This window comes from Telluria sp. Soil_C_11 (assembly GCF_057657395.1).
Window position 1 is genome coordinate 348,364 of record NZ_JBDGIN010000004.1, and the last position, 24,260, is coordinate 372,623.

General features: G+C 65.3%; 22 protein-coding genes. 10 read left to right on the forward strand and 12 right to left on the reverse strand.

Translation table 11 applies throughout. The features are described 5' to 3' along the window. Positions 1-5: 5 nt before the first annotated feature. The 11 genes from AC3A6M_RS09605 to AC3A6M_RS09655 all read right to left on the reverse strand — a co-directional run bounded on the left by AC3A6M_RS09605 (position 6) and on the right by AC3A6M_RS09655 (position 14,242). Positions 6-1,220, reverse strand: a complete 1,215-nt coding sequence (locus AC3A6M_RS09605; protein WP_487852494.1) for a TIGR04063 family PEP-CTERM/XrtA system glycosyltransferase — start codon at positions 1,218-1,220, stop codon at positions 6-8. Continuing rightward, entirely contained in the window at positions 1,221-3,119 is a 1,899-nt protein-coding gene (locus AC3A6M_RS09610; protein WP_487852495.1) for an XrtA/PEP-CTERM system amidotransferase, read from the reverse strand. Next, complete coding sequence (locus AC3A6M_RS09615; RefSeq protein WP_487852496.1) at positions 3,107-4,276, reverse strand: TIGR03088 family PEP-CTERM/XrtA system glycosyltransferase; 1,170 nt, start codon at positions 4,274-4,276, stop codon at positions 3,107-3,109. Before AC3A6M_RS09615 ends, AC3A6M_RS09610 begins: the two co-directional genes overlap by 13 nt. Before the next feature lie 66 nt (positions 4,277-4,342). After that, a complete protein-coding gene (gene xrtA / locus AC3A6M_RS09620; RefSeq protein WP_487852497.1) occupies positions 4,343-5,899 on the reverse strand; it encodes an exosortase A in 1,557 nt (518 codons plus the stop codon). Further along, positions 5,896-7,092, reverse strand: coding sequence for a TIGR03087 family PEP-CTERM/XrtA system glycosyltransferase (locus tag AC3A6M_RS09625; RefSeq protein WP_487852498.1), 1,197 nt, complete (start codon positions 7,090-7,092; stop codon positions 5,896-5,898). The genes xrtA and AC3A6M_RS09625 overlap by 4 nt, the downstream gene beginning before the upstream one ends. A 24-nt stretch (positions 7,093-7,116) precedes the next feature. After that, positions 7,117-8,226: a FemAB family XrtA/PEP-CTERM system-associated protein gene (locus AC3A6M_RS09630; RefSeq protein ID WP_487852499.1), complete on the reverse strand. Its 1,110-nt coding sequence runs from the start codon at positions 8,224-8,226 to the stop codon at positions 7,117-7,119. Beyond that, positions 8,223-9,107 carry an XrtA system polysaccharide deacetylase gene (locus AC3A6M_RS09635; RefSeq protein ID WP_487852500.1) on the reverse strand — a complete coding sequence of 295 codons (885 nt, stop codon included), beginning with the start codon at positions 9,105-9,107 and terminating at the stop codon, positions 8,223-8,225. Before AC3A6M_RS09635 ends, AC3A6M_RS09630 begins: the two co-directional genes overlap by 4 nt. Beyond that, positions 9,104-10,165 carry an XrtA/PEP-CTERM system-associated ATPase gene (locus AC3A6M_RS09640; RefSeq protein WP_487852501.1) on the reverse strand — a complete coding sequence of 354 codons (1,062 nt, stop codon included), beginning with the start codon at positions 10,163-10,165 and terminating at the stop codon, positions 9,104-9,106. Before AC3A6M_RS09640 ends, AC3A6M_RS09635 begins: the two co-directional genes overlap by 4 nt. 11 nt (positions 10,166-10,176) lie before the next feature. Further along, positions 10,177-11,733, reverse strand: a complete 1,557-nt coding sequence (locus tag AC3A6M_RS09645; RefSeq protein WP_487852502.1) for a TIGR03016 family PEP-CTERM system-associated outer membrane protein — start codon at positions 11,731-11,733, stop codon at positions 10,177-10,179. Beyond that, positions 11,714-12,664, reverse strand: coding sequence for an XrtA-associated tyrosine autokinase (locus tag AC3A6M_RS09650; protein WP_487852615.1), 951 nt, complete (start codon positions 12,662-12,664; stop codon positions 11,714-11,716). Before AC3A6M_RS09650 ends, AC3A6M_RS09645 begins: the two co-directional genes overlap by 20 nt. A 42-nt stretch (positions 12,665-12,706) precedes the next feature. Continuing rightward, positions 12,707-14,242, reverse strand: a complete 1,536-nt coding sequence (locus AC3A6M_RS09655; RefSeq protein WP_487852503.1) for an XrtA system polysaccharide chain length determinant — start codon at positions 14,240-14,242, stop codon at positions 12,707-12,709. Positions 14,243-14,686: 444 nt separating this feature from the next. On the opposite strand from AC3A6M_RS09655, the gene AC3A6M_RS09660 reads away from it, so the two are divergent. The 10 genes from AC3A6M_RS09660 to AC3A6M_RS09705 all read left to right on the forward strand — a co-directional run bounded on the left by AC3A6M_RS09660 (position 14,687) and on the right by AC3A6M_RS09705 (position 23,443). Beyond that, the gene (locus AC3A6M_RS09660) at positions 14,687-15,388 is read left to right on the forward strand and encodes a S1 family peptidase (protein WP_487852504.1); all 702 of its coding nucleotides are present in this window, start codon (positions 14,687-14,689) and stop codon (positions 15,386-15,388) included. Positions 15,389-15,538: 150 nt separating this feature from the next. Beyond that, positions 15,539-16,129: an XrtA/PEP-CTERM system exopolysaccharide export protein gene (locus tag AC3A6M_RS09665; RefSeq protein WP_487852505.1), complete on the forward strand. Its 591-nt coding sequence runs from the start codon at positions 15,539-15,541 to the stop codon at positions 16,127-16,129. Between the two features lie 242 nt (positions 16,130-16,371). Then, a complete protein-coding gene (locus AC3A6M_RS09670) occupies positions 16,372-16,914 on the forward strand; it encodes a hypothetical protein (protein ID WP_487852506.1) in 543 nt (180 codons plus the stop codon). 16 nt (positions 16,915-16,930) lie between these two features. Further along, on the forward strand, positions 16,931-17,203 hold the full coding sequence (locus AC3A6M_RS09675; protein ID WP_487852507.1) for an HPr-rel-A system PqqD family peptide chaperone: 273 nt from the start codon (positions 16,931-16,933) through the stop codon (positions 17,201-17,203). Continuing rightward, complete coding sequence (locus AC3A6M_RS09680; RefSeq protein ID WP_487852508.1) at positions 17,197-18,114, forward strand: HprK-related kinase A; 918 nt, start codon at positions 17,197-17,199, stop codon at positions 18,112-18,114. The genes AC3A6M_RS09675 and AC3A6M_RS09680 overlap by 7 nt, the downstream gene beginning before the upstream one ends. Further along, positions 18,111-19,217: a nucleotidyltransferase domain-containing protein gene (locus AC3A6M_RS09685; RefSeq protein ID WP_487852509.1), complete on the forward strand. Its 1,107-nt coding sequence runs from the start codon at positions 18,111-18,113 to the stop codon at positions 19,215-19,217. The genes AC3A6M_RS09680 and AC3A6M_RS09685 overlap by 4 nt, the downstream gene beginning before the upstream one ends. Positions 19,218-19,266: 49 nt before the next feature. Next, positions 19,267-20,022: a GAF domain-containing protein gene (locus AC3A6M_RS09690; protein ID WP_487852510.1), complete on the forward strand. Its 756-nt coding sequence runs from the start codon at positions 19,267-19,269 to the stop codon at positions 20,020-20,022. A gap of 3 nt (positions 20,023-20,025) precedes the next feature. After that, the gene (locus AC3A6M_RS09695) at positions 20,026-21,639 is read left to right on the forward strand and encodes an FAD-binding oxidoreductase (RefSeq protein ID WP_487852511.1); all 1,614 of its coding nucleotides are present in this window, start codon (positions 20,026-20,028) and stop codon (positions 21,637-21,639) included. Between the two features lie 184 nt (positions 21,640-21,823). Continuing rightward, a complete protein-coding gene (locus tag AC3A6M_RS09700) occupies positions 21,824-22,675 on the forward strand; it encodes a PEP-CTERM sorting domain-containing protein (RefSeq protein ID WP_487852512.1) in 852 nt (283 codons plus the stop codon). Between the two features lie 105 nt (positions 22,676-22,780). Beyond that, complete coding sequence (locus AC3A6M_RS09705) at positions 22,781-23,443, forward strand: hypothetical protein (RefSeq protein WP_487852513.1); 663 nt, start codon at positions 22,781-22,783, stop codon at positions 23,441-23,443. Positions 23,444-23,446: 3 nt separating this feature from the next. On the opposite strand, the gene AC3A6M_RS09710 is transcribed toward AC3A6M_RS09705, so the two are convergent. Then, positions 23,447-24,211 carry a GNAT family N-acetyltransferase gene (locus tag AC3A6M_RS09710; RefSeq protein WP_487852514.1) on the reverse strand — a complete coding sequence of 255 codons (765 nt, stop codon included), beginning with the start codon at positions 24,209-24,211 and terminating at the stop codon, positions 23,447-23,449. Between the last annotated feature and the right edge of the window lie 49 nt (positions 24,212-24,260).

Genomic DNA, 24,260 nt, shown 5'->3' on the forward strand with positions numbered 1-24,260 from the left:
GATCGTTATGCGGCCTTGCGGTCCGTCAGGCCGCCATAGATGGTCTTGTAGCGCGCCACGCTGACACGCCAGTTGCGCTCGGTCTCGACATACTGGCGCCCGGCCGCACGCAGCGCCGGCCAGGAATCCTGCGCCTCGAGCAGGCCGATGAGCTTGTCCGCCAGGGCGGCCGGGTCGTCGGCCTTGAACAGTACGCCGGTCTTGCCGTCCGCGATCAGCTCGAGGTGGCCGCCGACGTCCGAGGCCGCCAGCACCCGGCCCTGGGCCATCGCTTCCAGCGGCTTCAGGGGCGTGACCAGGTCGGTCAGGCGCATCGACAGGCGCGGGTAGACCAGCACGTCGAGCAGGTCGTAATACTTTTGTACCTGGTCGTGCGGCACGCGGCCGGTGAACACCACCTTGTCGGCAATGCCGAGCTCACGTGCCAGGCGGCGCAGGGCTTCGTCCTGCGGACCGCCGCCGACCAGCAGCACGCGCAGGTCGGGCAGGCGCGCCACCAGTTGCGGCACCGCGCGCAGCAGCACGTCCAGGCCTTCGTAGGCGTAGAACGAGCCGATGAAGCCGACCAGGCGCGCGCCCGACAGGCCGAGTTTTTCCTTGAGCTGCAGGTCGGCGCTGCCGCCGACCGCGAACTTGTCGATGTCCACCGCGTTCGGGATCACCGTGACCTTCGAGGCCGGGATGCCGCGCGCCACGATGTCCTTGCGCAGGCCTTCGCAGATGGTGGTGACGGCGCTGGCGCGCTTGAGCGCCCAGGTTTCGAGCGCACGGGTAGCGCGGTAGCGCAGGCCGAATTCCTTCGAGGTGCCGTGGTCGACGGCGGCGTCCTCCCAGAACGCGCGCACCTCGTAGACCACCGGGATGCCGAAGCGGCGCCCGGCGCGCAGTGCGGCCACGGCGTTGAGCGAGGGCGAGTGCGCGTGCAGGACGTCCGGCCTGACCTGCGGGATGATCTCGGCCAGGCGCCTGGTGAGGCCGTCGATGACTTCCTTCTGGTTCAGCACCGGCAGCCTGGCCAGCGGCCCCGCCGAGGCCGGGGTGCGGTAGAAATGCAGGCCGTCCACGGTCTCTTCCAGCATGTCCTTCGAATGCTGCTTCGAGCCGGTCACATGGAAGGTTTCCCAGCCGAGCGCGCGCTGCTCGCGCAGGATCGCGCGGGTGCGGAAGGTGTAGCCGCTGTGCAGCGGGATCGAGTGGTCCAGGATGTGCAGGACACGCATTTACGCCGCCTCCATTTCTTTGCGCAGGAAGGCCTCGAACATCAGCGTGGTCCAGATCGGCGCGCTGTAATCGCGGCGGCCCGACTCGTGCTGTTCGACGATCTCGGCCAGGAAGGCGGTATTGAAGATGCCGGTGCCGGCCAGGATCGGACCCAGCAGCGACTCGCGCACGCGCTGGCGCAGCGGGCCGCGGAACCAGGTCGCCAGCGGCACCGCGAAGCCCTGCTTCTTGCGGTACAGGATATCGTGCGGCAGGTGGCGTTCGAGGCTCTTCTTGAAGATGTACTTGCCTTCGCCGTTCTTCAGCTTGATCGAGGACGACAGGCCGGAAATCCACTCGACCAGCTCGTGGTCGAGCAAGGGCACGCGCACTTCGAGCGCGTGCGCCATGCTGGCGCGGTCGACCTTGGTCAGGATGTCGCCGGGCAGGTAGGTCTTCATGTCGAGGTACTGGATCAGCGACAGCGGATCGTCGGTCGGCGCGTTGGCGGCGTGGCCGCGCATCACGTCGATCGCACGGTGGCCCTGCAGGCGCTGGCGGAACTCCGGGGTGAACAGGCGTTCGCGCATGGCGTCGGACATGACCGAGACGCCGTGGAAGTAGCCCTCGACCAGGTCGCGCGCCAGCGATTCGAAGGTGGTCTTGGCGCGGAACACGCGCGGCGCCCAGTCGGCTTTCGGGTAGTAGCGGCCGAGCGGGCCGAACACGTTGCGGCGCAGCGACGGCGGGATCTTCGAGCGTACCGCGTCCTCGGCCATGGCCAGGCGGTAGCGGCGGTAGCCGGCCAGGTTCTCGTCGCCGCCGTCGCCCGACAGCGCCACCGTCACGCGCTTGCGCGCCAGCTGGCACACGCGGTAGGTCGGGATCGCCGAGCTGTCGGCATACGGCTCGTCGTACAGGCCGGCGAGAGTGTCGAGCAGGGCGTAGTCGTCGGTATCGACGGTCTCGGTATGGTGGTTGGTCTTGTACTGGCGCGCGACCTGCTCGGCGTATTCGGACTCGTCGAAGGCCTTGTCGTTGAACGCGATCGAGCAGGTGTTGACCGGCTTGTCGTCCAGGCCGGCCATCATCGCCACCACTGCGCTCGAGTCGACCCCGCCCGACAGGAAGGCGCCGAGCGGCACGTCGGCCTTCAGCTGGCTCTTCACCGCTTCGCGCACGCGTGCCGTCAGTTCGCCGGCGGCGTCGGCCTCGGTCATCATCTGGTGCTGCTTGAACGGCACGTCCCACCAGCGCCTCGGCTGCGGGACCGGCTGGCCGATGCGCACCAGCATGCAGTAGCCCGGCGCCAGCTTGCGCGCGCCGGCATAGATGGTCTTCGGTTCCGGCACGTAGCCAAAGGCGAAATAATCCTCGACCGCGGTCGGGTCGATCTCGCGCGCCAGGCCCGGATGGGCGCGCAGCGACTTCAATTCGGAACCGAAGATGAACATCCCGTCCGGCAGCTCCGCGTAGAAGAAGGGTTTCACGCCCATGTGGTCGCGCGCCATGAACATGGTCTGCCTGGTGCGGTCCCAGATCGCGATCGCGAACATGCCGCGCAGGCGGTGCACGCAGTCCTCGCCCCAGGCTTCCCAGGCGTGGACCACGGCTTCGGTATCGCTGTTGGTGCGGAATACGAAGCCCAGCTTTTCCAGCTCGGCGGTCAGTTCGCGGTAGTTGTAGATCTCGCCGTTGAACACGACGCCGACGTCGCCCGCGGCATTGAACATCGGCTGCTGGCCGCTGGCCAGGTCGATCACCGACAGGCGGCGGTGGCCGAAGCCGACGCCGGGTTCGGTGTAGATGTCGCCCTCGTCAGGACCGCGGTGATGCTGGGTCTCGTTCATCCGCTTGAGCAGCACGGGATCGATCGGACGTGCGCCGCGGGTATCGAAAATGCCGACTATTCCACACATGATTTGATGGGCTTCCTGAATGGGGTTTTACGTTCGCACAGGCTGTCGTAGAGGGCCTGGTAGCCGGCGACCATCGCCGGCATCGAATAATGGGAAAGTACGCGCGCCCGCCCTGCGGCGCCGTGCGCGGCCGCCAGCTCGGGCGCCAGCACGTAGCGCGCCAGCGCATCGGCCATCGCCGACGGGTCGCGCGGCGGAACCAGCTGGCCGGTGACGCCTTCGGCGATCACCTCCGGGACGCCGCCGACGCGGGTGCCGACCGCGGGCAGGCCGCTGGCCATCGCTTCCAGCACGCTGCCGGGCGTGCCTTCGGCGATCGAGGAAATGGCATACACGTCGAAGCCGCGCAGGATCTCCGGGATGTCGTAGCGCGCGCCGGGCAGCCAGACCAGGCCTTCCAGGCCGAGCGTGCGCACCTTCTCGCGCAACGGCGCCAGCAGCGGGCCGTCGCCGACGATCGCCAGGCGCAACCCGGCGGCCTGCTCCGGCAGGCGCGCGCGCAGCAGGGCGAAGGCGTCGATCAGGGTCGCATGGTCCTTGACGTCCTGCACGCGGCCGACGGTGCCGATCACCCGGCAGCCCGGGCCGAAACCGAAATCCGGGCGCGTTTCGTCCTGCGCCGGCGGGCGGAAGCGATCGGCGTCGATGCCGTTGGCCAGCAGGCAGCTTTTATGTTCGGGCACGCCGATGAAGTCGCGGTTCCAGGCCAGCATGTCGCCGGAATTGGCGTAGCAGCAGTCATAAAACGGCAGCATCAGCTGGCGCAGCAGCTTGTGCTTGGGGTTGCGTCCTTCGGGGTCGCCGGCATCGCGTCCGTGCAGGCCATTGATGCGCACCGGCACGCCGGCCAGCATCGCCGCCGGCGCGTACTCGATCGCGGCCAGGTTATAGGTGTGCAGGATCGCCGGGCGCAAACGGCGCAGCAGCTTGAACAGGGCCGCATGGGTGCCCAGCGACAGGCCGGGTTGCTTGTCCAGCGCGTACACCTCGACGTCCGGCTTGGTGATCTTGCGGGTGAAATCGGTGTAGAAGGTCAACGCAACGATCGCATGCCGGTAGGCGTGGGCCGGCATCCGATTGATGCGCTCGACCATCAGGGTTTCGAGGCCGCCGAAGTCGAGGCTGTACGTCAGGTGGACGATCAGGGGCGCAGTCATGCCGAAACCTCTCCGCCCTGCAGTCGTGTTGCAACTTTGATGATGCACATATCGCGTTACTTCAATTCAGTGATGACCCGCGGAATTGAGCGTGTCATTGATGTTTTTATAATTATCCAACAGAAATGAAAGAAGTGTCGCACGCGCTGCATCGGGCTGTTCGTCGAAGGGCGCGGACAGCATCACGGCCGCGCCATCGTCACCGCGCAACAACAGTTTGGACTGCGCCTGCAGCAGTTTGCCGACCGCGTTGCTGGTGGTCTCGCGGCCGCCGATGCGCATCCAGTCCCACACCAGCAGGGCCCGGCCCTCGCTGCGCAGCACCGTCTCGCGCACGGTCAGCGCGACCCCGTTCAGGTTCACGGTGCGCTTGGTCGACGCGGTTTCGTGCCAGCTGTCCTTGTAGCCGGCCAGGCGGTTGATGGAGCTGATCAGGGACTTGCTGCGGTCCTGGTTGCGGTAATAGAGCAGGTTCAGGTCGACCGGGCTCGCGCCCTGGCGGTAGCTGCGGCGCAGGGCGGCGTCGGGCGCCATGTAGTCCGGCTTCCAGTCGGCGAATGCGGGCGCCTCGGGCCAGTTCACGGCTACGTGCGCCAGCTCGACCTTTGCCGGATTGTGGTTGGCATGCTCGCCGTACAGCGCGAACGCCGGCCAGACGGCGCACAGGGCCACGACGCAGGCGACCATGGCCGGGATGCGGCCGGGTGCGCCGGCGTCTGCGCGCGCTGCGCCGGCGGCCGCCGGCGGGACGTCGGTGTCCTCGCGCCAGTAGCTGCCGATCCAGAACATGATGAACATGACCAGGCCGAAGAACAGCCAGCCGTAGATCAGGTGGTCGACGCCGGTGGCCAGTTCCATGCCGGACAGGTGGCCGATCATCACGATCATGTAGGCGCGCAGGCCGTTGGCGATGACCGGCACCACCACCGACAGGGCGATGAACAGGGCGCGCCGCGTCATCGAGCGGTAGGTCAGATAGGCGTACAGGCAGCCCAGCGTGATCGAGGAAATCAGGTAGCGCACGCCGCTGCAGGCCTCGACCACCGACCAGTTCCCGGTCGGCAGCTCGAAGCGGGTGCCGCTGCGCAGCACCGGGATGCCGGTGGCCTGCACCGCGGCCACCGTGAAGTCGGCGGTGAACTGGATCAGCGGGCCGACGAAGACTTCGCCGAACGGCACCGCGAACAGCAGGAACAGCAGCGGGAAGGCGAGCGAGCCGGCCAGGCGCGGGCCGAGCAGGGCCAGCGCGGCGACCGGGAACATGGCCACGAAGGTGTATTGGGACACCACCTGCACCTCGCCCAGCCGGGCCGCCAGCCAGCCGGCGCCGAGCAGCGCCAGCAGGATCAGCGCCGGCGCCCAGGGCCTGGGCGGATAGAGGCTGAAGTTTGCACGGCGGCGCCAGATCAACCACAGGCTGATCGGCAGGATCACGTAGCCGTGGGCGAAGGTCTCGGAACTGTTCCAGATCGAGACGATCGATTCGACGGTGCCGAAGTACAGCGCGAACGGCGCCAGCAAGGCCAGCGCGATCAGGGCGATGGCTGCGCGCGACAGGCGCGCTGCAGGCGGGACGGCGGCGGTGGCATCCGGGGAGACCCCGGGCGGTGGATTCAGCATCATTCCAGGTTCTCTCCGATGCAGGCAAGATTGCTCGACCAGCTGTAGCGGCGCTGGACCTTGGCGCGCGCGGCCAGGCCGATCGCCTCGGCCGCGCCGTCCTGGCTGGCCAGCAGCGCATTCACGGCGTCGATGAAGGCGGCGGCGTCTTCGGCCAGCACCAGTTCGCTGCCCGGTTCGGCATCGATGCCTTCCAGCGCCTGCGGCGACACCACCACCGCGCGCGCCATCGCCATCGCTTCCAGCACCTTGTTCTGGATGCCGCGCGCGATCCGCAGCGGCGCCACCGCCACCGCCGCGTGGGCGATATAGGGCCGCACGTCCGGCACGGTGCCGGTGACCGTCACGCCGGGGCGCTGGCCGAGGGCCTGCACCGCCGGGTTCGGGCGCGAGCCGACGATGTAGAAGCGCAGCTCCGGGAAGCGTTCGCGCAGGGCCGGGAACACGTTGTCGCAGAACCACTGGACCGCGTCCACGTTGGGCCAGTAATCCATCGCGCCGGTGAACACCAGCGCGCGTTCGTCCGGCTGGTAGGGGTTGGCGTGGGCGGCTTCGGGCGTGAAGTAGTCGGTGTCGACGCCGTTGCTGAAATGGCCGATCTTGGCGCCGCTCTCCGGCGCCAGCCGGCGGAACAGGGCCGCCTCGGGGGCCGACACGAACAGCGAGGCGTCGTAGTCGCGCGCCACCTGGCGCTCGTAGTCGAGCAGGCGCGCCGCTTCATAGCCGTACAGCCAGCTCATCGGCCAGGACTTCTTGTCCGCGTACTGGCGCCACTTGTCGGAGTCGACGTCGACGAAATCGACCACCCGGCGCGCCTGGCGGTAGGGATCGGCGTACTGCGCCATCGCCGACGAGAACACCAGCACGCGCTCGATCCCCTGCGCGGCCACCGTGTCGCGCACCCAGCGCGCCAGCTTGGCATCGCGGTAGTACTCCAGCGACAGCGAGCGGTTCTTCAGCAGGGCGCCCAGGCTCTTCACGCGCGCCATCAGCGGGTTCATGCGGGCAAAGTGGCTGCTCGCGCACAGTGCCTCCACATGCGGCACGTATTGCCAGTCGTCCGGGTCGTCCACGAAGGTCGCCAGGTGCACCCGGTAATGCTTGGCCAGGTGCTTGAGCAGGTGGTACGAACGGATCTTGTCGCCCTTGTTGGGCGGATAGGGGATCCGATGGATCAGCAGGAGCAGGTCTTCCACGATTCTTCCCGGTTTCTTCGGATGTCAGCCCAGGTTGCGCACGATGTACGGACCCATGAAGTTCGCCAGCGGCAGCGGCAGCTTCTTCCACATCCTGATGAACAGCTGGTACTTCGGATTCAGCGGATTGTTGTCCGGCAGCGCGGTGGCGCCGTACAGCTTGTATTCGTAAGGCAGGTGCTGGGCCGTGAAGCCCCAGTTCTTCTTGAAGTCGTAGGCGCCGGTGCCCAGCTTGCTGCGGCCGAAGTCGAACAGGCGGCAGCCGCGCGCAGCGGCGGCCTGCATCAGGTTCCAGTACATGAAGTCGTTGCCGGCCACGTTGCGCGCGATGTCCATGCCGCCGCCGTAGTAGGGCACGACTTCGTCGCGCCAGTAGAACGACAGCACCGATCCCACCAGCTGGTCGTCCTCGGTGAGGATGGTGCGCACCTCGCACTCGTCGCCGAAGGTCTTCTGCAGCAGGGCGAAGTACTTTTTCGGGAATACCGGAGTGCCGAGCCGGTGCACGCTGTGCGCGTAGGCTTCGAACATGCGGTCGACGTTGTCCTCGACCACGCCCTTCAGGCCCAGCTTGATGCCCTTGCGGACCATTGCGCGCTGCTTGCGCGGGATCGCGTTCAGGTTGGCTTCGTCGTCGGCCGTGATCTCCTTGCGGAAGGTGACGTACAGCTCCTTGGTGTGCCAGGCCGGGTCGTCCGGGTGGAAGCGCTGCATGCCGCGGTATTCCAGGTGGCCCACGCCCAGCCGTTGCGCCAGCGCGTGCGCGGCCTGGTCCAGCATGGCGCGCGCGGCATCGCCATCGCTACCGCTGAAGGCGGCCGGGCCGCCGTACACGCAGAACGGCATCGCGCCCAGCGAGTGGCCGAACAGGCGGCTCTTGATCTCGGCGAGCGGCAGGACGCCCTGGATCTGGCCGTCCTGCTGCACGTAGTAGAACCAGGTCTTGATGCCGAACGATTCCTCGATCACCTGCTGCCATCCGGACAGGTGGAAGAAGGTGGCCTCGGGGCAGGTGCGCACGAAGGCGTCCCAGCGTGCGCGTTCGTTCGGCTGCATCAGGTGCAGGGTGAGCGGGCCGGCGGCCGGGGCCGGCGCGGCGCGCTTTGCTTGTGCTGCTTCGATAATCGAGTTCATGCTTGATTCAGGAAGATCCGGTCCATGCGGTCCCAGGCGAAGTCGCGCGCCAGGGCTTCGATGCGGCGCTCCATCCGGTCGATGTTGATGTAGTGGCGGAAGCGGGCTTTCGCGCCCAGGCCTTCGGGGCGCGGCTGCTGCGTGTCGATCTCCCACGGGTGGAAGTAGAACAGCGAGGGCTGGCGGTCGTCGCGGTTGACCTTGGCCATCATCCAGCGCGACAGCGCGTAGGGCAGCAGGCGGAAATAGCCGCCGCCGCCGGCCGGCAGGTTACGTCCCATCAGGTTCACCGTGGTGATCGGCACTTCCAGCAGGCCGTCCGGGCCGTTCGGGTAGAACGCGAAGCGCGGCGCTTCCGGCATGCCGTAGTGGTCGTGCGCGATCGGGTAGATGCTGGAGCTGTAGCGGTAGCCGGCGTCGAGCAGCTCGTCCAGCGCCCACAGGTTGGCGCGTCCGATCGAGAAGCTGGGAGCGCGGTAGCCCAGCACGGCCTGGCCGCCGATGTCTTCCAGCAGCGCCTTGGCGGAGCGGATGTCGTTGGCGAATTCGGCGCGGGTCTGGTCGGAGGCGCGCAGGTGGCCGTAGCCGTGGCTGGCCAGCTCGTGGCCCCCGGCGACGATGCGCCTGACGACCTGCGGATAGCGCTCGGCGATCCAGCCCAGGGTGAAGAAGGTGGCGTGCACGCCATGGCGCTCGAACAGGGCCAGGATGCGGTCCATGTTCGCTTCGACCCGGCATTCGCGGCTCGGCCAGCTGGCGCGGTCGATGTAGGGCGCGAAGGCCGAGACCTGGAAATAGTCCTCGACGTCGCAGGTCATCGCATTGCGGATGCGTTCCCCCGGCGCCGGCAGGCGGCGCGGGGCCAGTTCGACCATGTTCATTCTTGATTGTCCATCGGCTGGGTGACCGCCCCCTGGGGCGTGGCAACGATCTTCTTCAGGATCGACAATACGGATACGATCGACTTCTCCAGGCGCATCATGCGTTCGTCGAGCACCTCGACGCTGTTGGTGCGGCGCTCGCCGACGCGCTGGTCGAGCGTGCGCAGTTCCTGGTTCAGCCCGCCCAGGCCGGCGCCCGGCAGGGCGTCCGGGGCCGCGGCTGCCCCGGCCTGTCCCTCGGGCAGCTGGAACTCTTCGCTGATGTCGCTGATGACGGCCTGGATGTCCGCATCGCCGAACTGGTGCATCTCTTCCAGGTAGCCCATCAGCAGCACGCGGTCCATCAGGGTGTTGACCTTGCGCGGGATGCCGCCGCTGTAGGCGTAGATGGCGGCATGCGCGCCATCGTCGAAGGACGGGTCGCCGTTCCAGCCGACCGTCGCCAGGCGGTGCTCGATGTAGGCGCGGGTTTCCTGCGCATCCATCGGGCCCAGGTGGTAGCTGGCAATCACGCGCTGGCGCAGCTGCTGCATGCCGGGGCTGTGCAGGGTGGCGCGGAATTCGGGCTGGCCGAGCAGGAAGGTCTGCAGCAGCGACTTGTCGTCGGTCTGGAAGTTCGACAGCATGCGCAGCTCTTCCACCGTGCGCGCCGACAGGTTCTGGGCTTCGTCGATGACCAGCAGGGCGCGCTTGCCCTGGTGGTCGACGTCGCACAGGAATTTTTCCAGGCGCGTCAGCAGGTCGGTCTTGCTCGCGCCTTCGAACGGCAGGCCGAACGCCGACACCACCATGCGCAGGGTGTCTTCCGGATCGAGGTGGGTATTGACGATGTGCGCCGCCACGATCTGGTCGGACGGCAGGCTGTTGAACAGGTTGCGCACCAGCGTGGTCTTGCCCGCGCCGACTTCGCCGGTGACGATGATGAAGCCTTCGCCCTGCGACAGGCCGTACTCGAGGTAGGCCATGGCGCGCTTGTGCCCCTTGCTGCCGAAGAAGAAGTGCGGGTCCGGGCGCAGTTGGAAGGGTTTGGCGGAAAATCCGTAAAAGGTCTCGTACATCGCTGCTCCGATTAAAACTGGGCGGTAAGGGAGGCCGATACCGCGTTCTCGGTGTAGGTCCGACCGCTGGCCGCGCCGAAGCCGCCGCGCACATGGCGCAGGTCGACCGCGAAATTCATGTGGCGATCGAAGCGGCGCGCCAGGCCCACCCGCAGCTGGCTGTGGTTCTCGGTGATACCGGTGTCGATCGAGGTCACGCGCGTGAAGTTCACGTTCCCGGTCGCCGACGTGCGCGAGTTCAGCCGGTAGGTATAGAGGCTGTCGATCCCGCGCTGGCGGACGTTGTCGTTCAGGGTCGCGAGCTGGCTGCCGAGCAGTTCGCTGTCGCTCTGCTGCAGCGACAGGGCGGTGCGCTCGGTCTTCGACACGGACGTCACCAGGCTGCTGTGCGCCCAGCTGAAGGCGACCGCGGCCGACAGCTGCTTCTGGCGCAGGTAGCGGTTGCTCAGGTAATTCACGTTATTGGCCAGGCTCGGCGGCAGGCCGGTCGCCTGCAGGTAGGACTGCACCGCCTGCTGGCGCAGCACCGGATCCGGGATCGAGGCGCTGAACAGGGTGTCGAGCAGGGCCGCGGTGTCGATCGTCGACGGCAGCAGGAATTGCTGGCGGCTGGTCGTGATCGCGTCGCTGTAGTTGATGCTCCACACGCTGTGGCGGCTGTGATGCCGGGCGGAGAGCGAACCGGTCTTGCCGAAATAACGGCGGCCGTAGCTGGCCTGCAGGCTGGTACGGGACGACGGGGTCCAGATGAAGCCGCCGGTCCAGTTGCGCCCGGCAGTGCGCCCGCCCAGCGCCTGGTAATCGTATTTGTCGTAGCCGGCGGTGGCGGTGGCGCTCAGCTGCGGCGAATAGCGCAGGCGCAGGCTGGCCAGCGCATTGCTGGCTGAAGAGGCCCCGGCCAGGCGGTTCTGCAATTCCTGGTGGTAGTACGACAGGCCCCAGCCCACGGCGTTGAAGGATCTTCCGCTGTTCAGGTTCAGGCTGCCGGTGCTGGACGTGCTCGAGCCGAACGGATTGCGCGAGCCGGCGTCGACCCCGTCGCGCGAAAAGCGCGCCAGCAGCTCGGCGGTGTTGCCGAAGTGGTGCTGGAGGTAGGGGCTGATGCGCCAGCTGTTGATCATGGTGCGGTTGCCCATCGAGTACAGGTTGTCGCTCATCTGGGGGCCGAAGGCCGAGATGGTCTGCGGGCCGCCGGCGGCGAACACATCGAGGAACAGCTCGTCCGTCAGCTTGGCCAGGGCGGTGGCGCTGTAATCGTGCTGGCGGTCGTTCAGGTTCGGGATGCTGCCGTCGGTGTAGACGAACTGGTGCACGCGGGCGGAGCCGGCAAAGCGCAGGCGTGCGCTCTGTTGCGTCAGCGAAAACCCGCCCATCGCTTCACTGACGAGCTGGCTGTGCGCGCGGTCGTCGGGCGACAGGCCGACGTTGTCCGTATAGGTCTCCGTCACGCCCGCGGTCGGGGTAAATTTCCAGTCGGCGCGGCATTCGGCCGACCACAACATTGCCGCCAGGGCGAGCGGCGTCAGCAGCAGCGCCCGGTCCGGCCTCTTAGCCGTAGTGATAGTCATACGTCTCTTCGATGCCGGGAAGATCCCTGGTCTTGTTATAGATGAGATTAACGTTGTTGAGGCCGTTGAGCTGGCTCAGGGCTTCCTTGAGCGCATGCTGGGTCGTGGTCTGGGCTTCGACCACCACCACGATCTGGCCCATGTGCGACGCCAGCACGTGCGATTCGCTGGTCAGCAGAAGCGGCGGCGAGTCGAAGATCACGATCCGGTCCGGATAGCGGTTGGCGATTTCGTTGACCAGGTTGCTCATGGTCGAGCTGGCCAGCAGTTCGGTCGCGCGCGGGGTGCTGGTGCCGGCCGGCAGGATCGACAGGGTATCGACGTTGGTGCGCAACATCACCTCGCCCATGTCGAGCTTGTCGTCGACCAGCAGGTCCATCAGGCCGCGCTGGGCCGGCAGGCCGAGGGTGCGCAGCACCGACGGACGGGCCACGTCGGCGTCGACCAGCAGCACGGTGTGGTCGAGTTCCATGGCGATGCTCATCGCCAGGTTGATCGCGGAGTAGGTCTTGCCTTCGCCAGGCAGCGAGCTGGTCAGCATGATCAGGTTGCCCGGCTTGTCGCCCGGCCGGCGTTCGGCGAAGGCGCGCTGCAGCAGCGGACGCTTGATGATGCGGAAGTCTTCCAGCAGGGATGTACGGCCGCCGGCCGCGGTGACCATGCCCATCTCGCGCATGCGCGCCAGGTCCAGCTCGACGCGGCGGGTGGTGTATTTCGGCGCGGCGTGCTCGGCCTTCGGGGCCGCGGCCGCGGCTGCGGCGGCGCCGACGGCGGGCGCGACCGGCACCGCATGGAGGGTGTCGTGCGCAATGCCGTTCACCGGGCTGTCCGCCGCCACGGCCGGGGCCGCGCTGGCCTCGACCGGGCTGGCGGGGACGGCGGCGGCGGCGCTACGCTGCCGGTCGATGCGGCTGGCTGCTTTTTCGATAATGCTCACGTGGGACTCCTTGCAAACTGTGCGGGGGCGCCGCGATTAAAGCGTGGGGTGCGACAGGATCGCTGCCACCCCGGCGCCGTAGATGCCGAACAAGACCAGGACCGATACCCCGAGGGCAGCCAGGCGCCGCTTGCGGCGGATCGTCTGTTCCGCGGTCCAGTTCATGCTGATCGAACCGAGCACCGGCAGGCCGGTGACTTCGCGCAGCGTGGACTGGCTCAGGAAGGTCGGACGCAACTGGCTCATCAGGAAGGCGACGGCGATGCCGGCCACCAGGGCGCCGGCGAACACCAGCGAGAACAGGCGCAGGCGGTTCGGGCCGGTCGGCTGGAGCGGGACGGTCGGCGGATCGATCACACGGAAGGTCAGCATGTCGGTGGCGGACGACAGGTCGCCCGACAGGCGCGCCTGCTCGCGGCGTTCCAGCAGCTTCTGGTAGTTTTCCTTGTTGACCTGGTAGTCGCGGTTGAGCTGGGCCAGCTGGGCTTCGACTTCCGGCACCGAAGCGCTCTGCGCGCGCAGGCGGGCGACGCGGGTCGCATATTCCTCGACACGGATGCGCATCGACGCCACCTGGGCCTCGGCCTGCGACAGCGCCACGTTCAGCTGCTGCAGCATCGGGCTGTAGCCGGCGCCCGGATCGGCGCTGCGCTTCTTCTGCTTGGACAGGTCGGCCTTCTGCGCCAGCAACTGCTCCATCAGGCGGCGGTTGGCGACGATGTCCGGATGCTGCTCGGTGTATTGCAGGCGCAGGGCGTCCAGGTTCTTCTGGGTGGTGACGATGCGCGCTTCCAGGTCCGGATCGGTCGCCCCGATGGCCGTCACCTCGCCGCCCTTGCCCGGCTCGCCCGAGATCTGGCGGCGGATCGCGTTGCGGGCCTGCTCGGCTTCGGCCAGCTGCAGGCGCGCCTGGCTCAGCTGTTCGGTGGCCTGGATCAGCTGGCTGCTGAAGTCGCCGCCGCCTTCGCGCGGCAGCAGGCCCATGTTCTTGATCTTGAATTCCTTCAGCGAGTTTTCGGCCGCGGTCAGCTTCTCTTCATACGACTTGATCTGGTCGTCGATGAATTGCACGGCCTTTTCCGAATCCTGCTTCTTGCCGCTGAAGCTGCCCTCGACGAAGATGGTCAGCAGGGACTGCACCACGTCCTTGCCCAGCTTCGGGTTGTCCGAGCTGTAGGTGATCGTATAGATGTCGTCGCGCTCGGTGCCGGCGATCTTGATGTTCTGTATCAGCTCATCGACGATCTTCTCGTGCTCCTTGGTGTCCTTGGCCTTGACGTCCAGGTCCACCATGCGCATCAGGCGCTCGACGTTCGGGCGGCTGATCAGGGTACGGCGCATGAACACGACTTGCTGGTCCAGGTTGGGCAGGGAAGTCATGCCCGACAGCAAAGGCTTGAGGATGCTTTGCGTGTCGACGTAGACCCGGGCCGATGCGTCGTACTGATTGGGCAGGCGCATGACCACGGCCCATCCGATTACCGCGATGGTCCAGGAAATGGCGACGGCATACCAACGGTACTTGCCGATTGCTTTAAGGAAATTCAGGAGGGTGGCTGTGATCTCTGCCATCGTGTCAATCTCACCATGAAGGATTCGGGGTCTTGGGCTGATCCGAATCAAAGGAAAATGGAATACATCGCATCATCGCTGGTACTTCGGGCAATTGCAATTAAGCACATGAAAAATATGAAGACTTCAACAGGGAGTACCCCGCCTACAACACAAATTCCACTGAGAAACCCGAAGATACGCTGTTTTTGGCTTTGGTTTTACAAAATATTGATTAAATCTCTATTAGTTTGCGGGAATAAGATGCATTGGGGCAACGTATTTTTTCTTGCGGTGCGCTCATGGGGTAGACTTGCGAAATCGCAACTTTCTAAAAGAAATCGATTCATTGTAATGTCTAAATTGCAAAAAGGGGTGCACGGTTGGTGCGCCCGCGAAACTTGGCCCGGGTCCGTCCGGCGGCGACTGCTTGGGGTGGTGGCGGCCTGCGCGCTGGCACCGGCGATGGGTGCCGACCTGACTGCGGTCATTCCAACCGTCAAGCGTTCGGTGGTTGGTGTCGGCACTTTCGAGCGCACCCGCAGTCCCTCGACCGTGTTCTTCGGTACCGGTTTCATCGTGGGAGATGGCTTGAGCGTGATTACGAACGCCCACGTGGTGCCGGAAAAGCTGGACGAGGCGCACATGGAACAGCTCGGCATCGTGACCGGCGATGGCGACATGGTGCGCTTCCGCCCGGCCCAGCTGGTGGCGCGCGACAACGAACACGACCTGGCCCATCTGCGCCTGAGCGGACCGCCGCTGCCGGCGCTGAAGCTGGGAAATTCCGACGAAGTGGGCGAGGGCCAGAACCTGGCCTTCACCGGCTACCCGCTGGGCATGGTGCTGGGCCTGCATGCGGCCACCCACCGCGCGACCCTGGCGGCTATCACACCGATCGTCATGCCGTCGCTGAGCTCGCGCAAGCTCGATGCGCGCCAGCTGGCCCAGCTGCAGCGCACCTCCTTCGATATCTTCCAGCTCGACGGGACCGCGTACCCCGGCAACAGCGGCAGCCCTGTCTACGATCCGGCCAGCGGCGAAGTCTGGGGCGTGATCAACGCCGTGTTCGTGAAAGGGCTCAAGGAGACGGCGATCAGCAATCCCAGCGGCATTACCTACGCGGTGCCGGTGAAATATGTGAAGACGCTGATGCAACAGAAGTAATGTATTAAGAACTATTTCTATCGTGCGGGGTTTTTCCTAAAGCACTATGGTATAAAATAATTCACTGTTGATGGCTTACTAACATATTTGTGTTCGACGAAAGGGAATGACGTGGGCAAGTACAAGGCGAACCTGATTAAACATACGACAGTGGCGGCCGCCGCTGTGTTGGCGCTGGCCTTGACCGGCTGTGCTTTCCATAGGACTGCTGCCGCCCCGCAAACCCAGGTCACCAACCCCGACTACCTGATCGGACCGGGCGATACCGTGAATATCATGGTGTGGCGCAACCCCGAGGTGTCGATGTCGGTACCGGTGCGCCCGGATGGCAAGATCACGACGCCGCTGGTCGAAGACCTGCCGGCTGCCGGCAAGACCTCGACCGAACTGGCGCGCGATATCGAAAAATCGCTGGCCAAGTTCATCCAGCAGCCGGTGGTGACCGTGATCGTCACCAATTTCGTCGGCAACTTCAGCGAACAGATCCGCGTCATCGGACAGGCCGCCAAACCGCAGGCCCTGCCGTATCGCCGTGACATGAGCCTGATGGACGTGCTGATCGCAGTCGGCGGCGTGACCGAGTTTGCGTCGGGCAACCGTGCCAGCGTGATCCGTACCGTCGACGGTAAACAACAGAAGTTCAACGTACGCCTGGACGACCTGATCAAGGACGGCGATATCTCGGCGAATATGCCGATGCGTCCGGGTGACGTGCTGGTGATCCCCGAAAGTTTCTTCTAATACTGTTGCGTCGATAATTTTTACACTTATCGGCGTTCCGGCATACAATGGAAATTTCCGGGTGGTACATCAGGCCCTAAGCGCCTGATTTGAAATATTTTTTTCGGAATGCCGTGTTAATGGCCCGGAATTTGCTTTTATGAGAGGTGACGCACACTTCGCATGAATGCAGCACATCTTTGGGGATATCGCACGTGGCTACCGACAATCAAGAAAACAATGGAAACGCGGCGCCGTTGTCCTTGAGCGTACGCGGCGCAAGGCGGCGCCGGCTGGCCAAGGCCGGGATCGGCGCCGCGGGTATCCTGTGGACGCTGGAAAGCCGTGCAGCGATGGGCCCGATGGTCTGCAAGTCGCCGTCGGGCGCACTGTCCGGCGGCTTGAGCAGCCATTACGGACCGGAGCCGGTCTGCCAGGGACGTTCGCCGGGCTACTGGAAAAACCATACCGAAGCCTGGCCGATCCCGGTCGCCACCCTGTTCGCCGACGTATTCTACGTGGCGGGCAGCAAGCAGTCCTGCACGCCCGAGACCAAGGACAAGAATTACCTGTGCTCGACGCTGCTCAATATCCTGGACCCGCGAAGCTTCGACCAGTACAAGCTGGGAATGCACGCGGTGGCGACCTACCTGAATATCAAATCGGGCAAGATCAATTTCCTGTCCGTCGAAACGCTCCTCAACATGTGGTACGAAGTGCAGACCAAGGGCTTCTACAGCCCCACCGCCGGGGTGCAATGGAATCCCGAACAGGTCAAGAACTACCTCGAAGCCACCCACGACTGACGAGGCGGCAACGAGCATGTGGCGCGTGGTTCCGGGGCAGTCCCTTGTGTTCCGGGAATGGGACGGAGAAGCGGTGTTGTACAACGACCTGTCGGGCAGCACCCACCTGCTGGACGGCGCCGCCATCGATGTGCTGCAGGCCTTGCGCGCGCATCCTGCCGATGCCGCCACGCTGGCCGCCGGCCTGGCCGGGCGTTTCGAGGCCGATGCCGATGAATTATCCGTCATGATCGAAGACATGCTGGCCGGACTGGCCACGCTCGACCTGGTCGAATTTTCCCCATGCTGACCGTCGCCGACCTGCCGCGGCGCGAGCTGGCGGCGCGCCTGGCCGGTCCGGGGCTGGTCTTGCGCACCGGACCATTCGCCAACCGCATCCGCAGCGATATCCCGCACCTGCTCGACGGCATTGCACTGCTGTACGCCGACTATCCGGTCGACGCGCCCGGCGGCTTTGCCGACTTCCACCTGTCCCTGCACCGCGCGGGCGGCATGCGCCGCTGGTTCCGTCCCCAGGTCCGTTTCGCGCAAGAGGGCATGACCCCGTTCAAGCCCTTGCCGCTGGCGCAGGCCTATCCGATGTTCGAGTGGGTGATGAACTGGTGCGTGTCGCACCGCGCCCACACCTACCTGATCATCCATGCCGCCGTGCTGGAGCGCCATGGCCGCGCGGTGGTCCTGCCGGCGCCGCCCGGGTCGGGCAAGAGCACCCTGTGCGCGGCCCTGGTCACGCGCGGCTGGCGCCTGCTGTCGGACGAGATGACCCTGGTGCGCCTCGACGACGGCGCCGTGCTGCCGCTGCCGCGCCCGGTCAGCCTGAAGAATGCGTCGATCGGCGTGATCCGCGCCTTTGCCCCCGATGCCGTGCTCAGCCCACCGGTGGAAAACACCGCCAAGGGCACCATCGCCCACCTGAAGGCGCCGGCCGCGAGCATCGAGCGCGCCTTCGACCCGGCCCGCCCCGCCTTCATCGTGTTTCCCCGCTACGAAGCGCAGGCGCCCACCAGCCTGGCGCCGCTGCCGAAGGCGCGCGCCTTCATGGGCGTGGCCGAGAACGCTTTCAATTACCAGGTGCTGGGCGCGCGCGGGTTTAACGCCCTGGGCTGCCTGATCGAATCGACGGACGCTTTCGAGTTCCGCTACAGCAAGCTGGACGAGGCGGTGGACCTGTTCGAACGCCTGGCGAGAGACGGCGCATGATGGGCATGCAGGACTTGCCGCTGCTGCTGCGCGTGCTGCGCGAGCCGTCCGTGGCGGCCGGACTCGACGAGGCCGGCTGGGACCTGCTGCTGCGCCAGGCGCTCGGCGCGAACATGAGCGCCATGCTGCCGGTGCTGTTCGAGGAAGCCGGCCTGCTCGACCGGGTCCCGCCGGCGCCGCGCGCCCACTTCGAATGGGCGCTCGCCGCCAGCGCCCGCCATGCCCAGGCGGTGCGCTACGAGGTGAGGCAAATCGACCGCGCCTTGTCCGGCCTGGGCCTGCCGCTGATCCTGCTGAAGGGCGCGGCGTATGCCATGGCCGGCCTGGCGCCGGGACGCGGCCGGATGTTTTCCGACATCGATATCCTGGTGCCGAAGGCGCAGATCGGCCAGGTCGAAGCCGCCCTGATGCTGCACGGCTGGGCCACGACCCACCAGGACGCCTACGACCAGCGCTATTACCGCGAGTGGATGCACGAGCTGCCGCCGATGGAGCACGTGCGCCGCGGCAACGTCATCGACGTGCACCATGCGATCCTGCCCGAGACGGCGGCGCAGCGTCCGGATCCGGCCAGGCTGCGCGCGGCCGCGGTGCCGGTCGCCGGCCTCGAGCCCGGCATGCCGCCGCTGTTCGTGCTGGCGCCGCGCGACATGGTGCTGCACAGCGCCGTGCACCTGTTCTCGGAAGGCGAGTTCGACCAGGGTTTGCGCAACCTGTTCGACATCCACCGGCTGCTGCTGCAGTTCGGGCCGCACGACGGCTTCTGGGACGGCTTGCCGTCACGCGCGCGCGAACTGGAACTGGAACGGCCGCTGTTCTACGCGCTGCGCTATTGCCGGCGTTTGCTGGGTACCCCGGTGCCGGACGCGGTCATCCGCAACATGGCGGCGGCCGCTCCCGGCCCCGTGCTGCTGGCGCTGATGGACCGCCTGTTCCTGCGCGCCCTCGGCCCTGCCCACCCGAGCTGCAGGGACGCCTTCACGCCCGTCGCCCACGGCATGCTGTATATCCGCGGGAACTGGCTGCGCATGCCCTTCTTCCTGCTGGCGCGCCATTTGTTCCATAAAGCTTTCCTTTCTCCTGACGCAAAGCCTGCCCACTGATAATATTAAAAAATTATTGGATTGCAATTATTCCTATTGTGGGGGCGACATGGGAAGCGTGGCGAACAGGCTGGTGCGGCTGCAGGACCTGCAGCATTTCCTGGCCGAAGGCAGTCTCGACGATTGTCTGCAGAACCAGGCCGCGCTGACCGCGGGATTGCTCGGCGCCGCCAGCTGCTCGATCATGCTGCTCAACAGCGGCGCTGCCGATCGCCTGCGCATGTCGGTCCACGCACGCTTCGGCCAGCTGCCGGAGGCGGCCCTGACGGCCTCGGTCGGGCAGGGCGAGGGCATCTGCGGCCGGGTGCTGGCCAGCGGCGAGCCGCTGCTGGTCGAAGACATCGCGCAGTCCGGGCTGGCGGCGCTGGCGCAAGGGCGCGCGGGCATTGGCGGCAGCCTGATGTGCGCCCCCTTGCGCATCGACGGCAAGATCGTTGGCGTCATCAATGTGGCGGGCGCACTGGCGAGCCCGGCATTTGGCGACAGCGATTTGCAATTGCTTCATATAATTGCGCTATTCATCGGTAAGTCGATCCAGGTGCAACAATTGCAACGCCTGCTCGACTCGCGCTTTGCGCAGCTGGCATTGCTGCAGGAAGCGCGCGACCAGGTGGGCGAAAAAGTCCGCCTGGCCTACCGTCATCCGGAGGATGCGGCGAAAATTCTTGCGCGCTCGTTTTTTAAGGAAATGACCAAGGCCGGCTTCGAGTCCGGCCAGATCGTCAGCGCGGCGACGGAATTGATCGAGCAGCTGAATTTGAAGCTGAAGCGTCCGCCCTTGGCCCAACCACCGACTTCAGACTGACTCATGCAGGACACTACGAACCAACTGGCGCCCGCACTGGACTCCTGGCAGGCATTGCTCGGCCCCGACAACGTGCTGCGCGGCGAGGCCGCCATGCAGGCCTGGGGCTTGGATACCACCGGCGCGGCGCGGCGGCTGCCGGCCGCGCTGCGCATCCTCGACAGTAAACAGTTGCCTGAAGTAATGCGCATCGCCCAGCGCTTCCTGATTCCCGTACACCCGATCAGCACCGGCCACAACTGGGGCTACGGCAGCGCGCTCGCGGCGCGCGACGGCTGCGTCATCATCGACCTGTCCAACTTGCGCGGCATCCTTCACTTCGACCAGGAAATGGGCGTGGTCACGGTCGAGCCGGGCGTGACGCAAGGCATGCTGGCCGACTTCCTGGAACGGAACGGCTATCCCTTCATGGTGCCGACCACCGGCGCCGGCCCGCATTGCAGCCTGCTCGGCAATGCGCTCGAGCGCGGTTACGGCGTCACGCCCATCACCGACCACTTCGCCGCGGTGACGGACCTGGAAGCGGTGCTCGCGGATGGCAGCCTGTACCGCACGGCGATGCGCGAAGCGGGCGGCGAAGACATCGCCCGCCTGTTCAAGTGGGGCATCGGTCCCTATGCCAGCGGCCTGTTCACCCAGAGCGGCCTGGGTATCGTGACGCGCATGAGCATCATACTGGCGCGCCGTCCGGAAAGAGTGAAGGTGTGCCTGTTCAGCCTGAAGGACGACAGCCTGCTCGAGCCGGCCATCGAGCGGATCCGCACCATCCTTGGCCGCCTGCCCGGCACGGTCGGCGGACTGAACCTGATGAACCGGCACCGGGTGCTGGCGATGTCGGCGCCCTATCCGGCCGCCCAGGTCGGCCCCGATGGCCTGATTCCGCAGGAAGTGATCGACGCGCTTGGCAGCCAGTACCAGATCATGCCCTGGACCGGCTTCGGAACCTTGTATGGAACGTCGCGCATGGTGAAGGCGGCGCAGAAGGAAATCCGCGCCGCACTGAAGGGCGTCGCCAGCCGCCTGCTGTTCCTGAGCCAGGACAATGCGAACACCCTGCTGGCGCTGTCGCGCTGGATTCCCGGGCCCGCCGGGCGGCGCCTGTCGAGCACCGCGTCGACGCTGGCCAGTTCGCTGGAACTGGTGCTCGGTCGCCCGAACGAAACCGCGCTGCCGCTGGCCTACTGGCGTAATCCGCGTCCGCATGGCGCTGGGCCGCGCGATCCGGCCCGCGACGGCTGCGGCCTGATCTGGTATGCGCCGCTGGTGCCGATGCGCGGCGCCGGCGCCCGCGCCTATGTCCAGATGGTGAGGGAGATCACGCGCCGCCATGGCATCGAGCCATTGCTGACCTTTACTTCCCTGAGCGACAAGCTGTTCGACAGCACCGTGCCGCTGTTGTTCGACCGCAATTCTCCTGCGGCGGTGGCGGCGGCCCAGGCCTGTTACCGGGAGCTGATCGCCGCCGGGCGCGAGCGCGGCTGGTTCCCGTACCGGCTCGCGGTGGACGCCATGCCGGAACTGCAGGAGTGGCTCGACGATTCGGCGCGCCTGCATGCGCGCCTGCGCCGCGAATTCGACCCGCACGACCTGCTGGCGCCCGGTAGGTACGGTAACTAACTGTCGGCTTTTCTTACATCTTTGTGAAATATCTCAAAGTAAATACGTAATAATCTTAATTTCCTTATAACAATTTACTTAAGAATCAGTTGCTTAGAAAGCACTTCTTCATGCTGGCACAGAGGTTGCTTATATTGCTGTGCTGTCGTTAGTTTTTAATTGAAATCCAAATATTGGAGAGAACATGAAGAAGTTACTCGCTTTCGCTGTCGGCGCCGTCATGAGCATGGGCGCATATGCTGCTCCGGCCCCGTCCACCCTGCCGGCCGGTCCGATCTACCTGAAGTTCTCTGGTCAAGAACAAATCGCCATCAATGGTGCGCATACCTTCGGCAACAATGAGATCAACTGGGGCGTCATCCTGGTGTCGACCGCCGAGAAGGGCGACGTCAACACCCCGCACGATGCCATCGATCCGAACGGCGATATTTTCTACGTGAACGGCCAGGGTGGCCAGATCACCGGCATGTTCTACGGTATCCAACAAGGCACGGCTTCGGCAAGCAATCCGTTCCCGGCCACCGGCGGCTACCTCGACCTGTACTGGCGCGATCTGTCGACGATGTCGAAATCGTCGGTCTCGAACACCTCCATCGACCCGAGCATCCGTTGCGGCGAAAGCTGCGCGGCCGGCTTCACCGAAGGCACCTTCCTGGCCCGTATCATGTTTGATACCGGCATGGACATCGGCAACCCGACCAACACCATCGTCGGCGATACCGTCCCGAGCAGCAACGGCTTCACCGGCCAGGCTGACTCCTACGGTTCCGTGATGGCCAGCGCCGGCGGCCTGTGGGCTGACCAGCTGAACTCGGACTGGTTCTCGAGCTACCTGGGCATGCGTGACCTGCGCTTCAAGAACAGCTACAACTACAACCCGGTGTGGAGCCAGGGCTCCGACATCCTGGGCGCGCGTATCGACGATCCGGGTCAGGCATTCGCCCTGCCGGAACCGGGCGCGCTGTCGCTGATGGGCCTGGCCATGGTCGGCATGGGCGCCGCACTGCGTCGCCGCGAAAAGAAAGCTGCCAAGTAATTCCTGGCACCTTCGTGGAAAAGGCCTCTTCGGAGGCCTTTTTCTTTTGTTAATATTTTGCTGATTGACAACATCAGCCTCTTACTGTCTACTTGTTCCATGTCCATGCGTACCCGCCTTCTTCTCCAGGTGCCGGCAGCCATGCTGATCCTGGCTTTCGTGCCGACCAACCTCGGCAAGCTGGCCGCATTGCTGCTGGTCTGGGCCCTGACTTTCGGCCGCCTCAGCAAGGTCGAGACGATCTTCTACGTCTGCGTCTGCCTGTTCTTCACGGGGATGAATGCCGCTTCGCTCAAGCAGGGCATCTTCATGTTCGCCCATCCGGACATCCTGCTGCAGCCCGTCTGGGAACTGTTCATGTGGGGGTTTTATCTGCTGCACACGCGGCGGCTGCTGGACGGGCCGGCTCCAACTGGCCGCCGCGCCACCGTGTGGGCGCTGGCGCTGGCTTACTCGGCCGCGTTCGCCACCATCCACGACAGCAATACGCTCCTGCTGGTGACGGGCGCCCTGCTGCTGGTGGGGCTGGCGCTGTTCCATGAACCGCTGGACCTGGCCTATGCCGGCTATATGGTGCTGCTGGGGGCGCTGATCGAATACACGGGCGTGCACAGCGGCCAGTGGAGCTATCCGGGCAATCCGCCGGGCGGCGTGCCGCTCTGGTTCATCACGATGTGGGGTGGCATCGGCCTGTTCATGCGCCGGCTGATCGTGCCGATCCTGGTGCGCCATGAAACGGGGCAGAAGGCCCCGGCCGGCACCGCCTGAGCCTCAGCCGAGATTGGTGAGGCGGCGCGTGATACCTTCTTCTTCCTTCTGGGAGAAGAAGTAGGGGAACAGGGAACGTTCGTTTTCCGCGGAATCGCTGGTGCCGCCGTAGCGTTCGATCTGGTCCTGGACGTAATCGAGGCTGTTCCACAGCAGCCAGCCCGGCGCATCCACGCGCGGGTTGATGCGCAGCTCGCCGATGCGTTTAAAACCCAGCATCGTCTCGTAAAAACGCCGATGGCGCGGGTTAACTTCAATGAACACGTCGGTGCATTTGTGCAGCCGGCGGCCATAGATGAACATCACGTGGAACAGCGAGGCCAGCGCGGCCTTCGAGCGGACCTTGGGATCGAAGGCGAGCTTGGTGATCTCGCAGACTTTCGCTCCGCGCTCGCGAAAGCGATCGATTTCGTCCTTGAAAACTTCGTCGGCCAGCAGGCCGACAGGGGAATCGATACCGAGCGTGACCGTTCCGACCACTTCGCCATGGTCGGAAGCCGAAAGGGTAATCCGGTTCGGATCATCGTCGAGACGATGCGTGCCAGTATATCCACGCCACGCATACATCTTGTTGATGAGAAGATTCGCAGAACTGCGCCTCCCATCCGTGTCCGCCGTACGGATACCAAATGTTTTTTCGTTAATCGTCACATCGGTGATCGTATCACAGTCGAGCTCGCGACCACCCGGAGGAGCCGTATCGTAACGTGCGTCCTGGGTTTCAGAGAATAGTTCTTTCACTTCCTCGCGAGTTGTTAAGCTGTTCATTCTTTTAATCTCCGCAGGACATCGATATTCATCTTGCACAAAGGCTCAG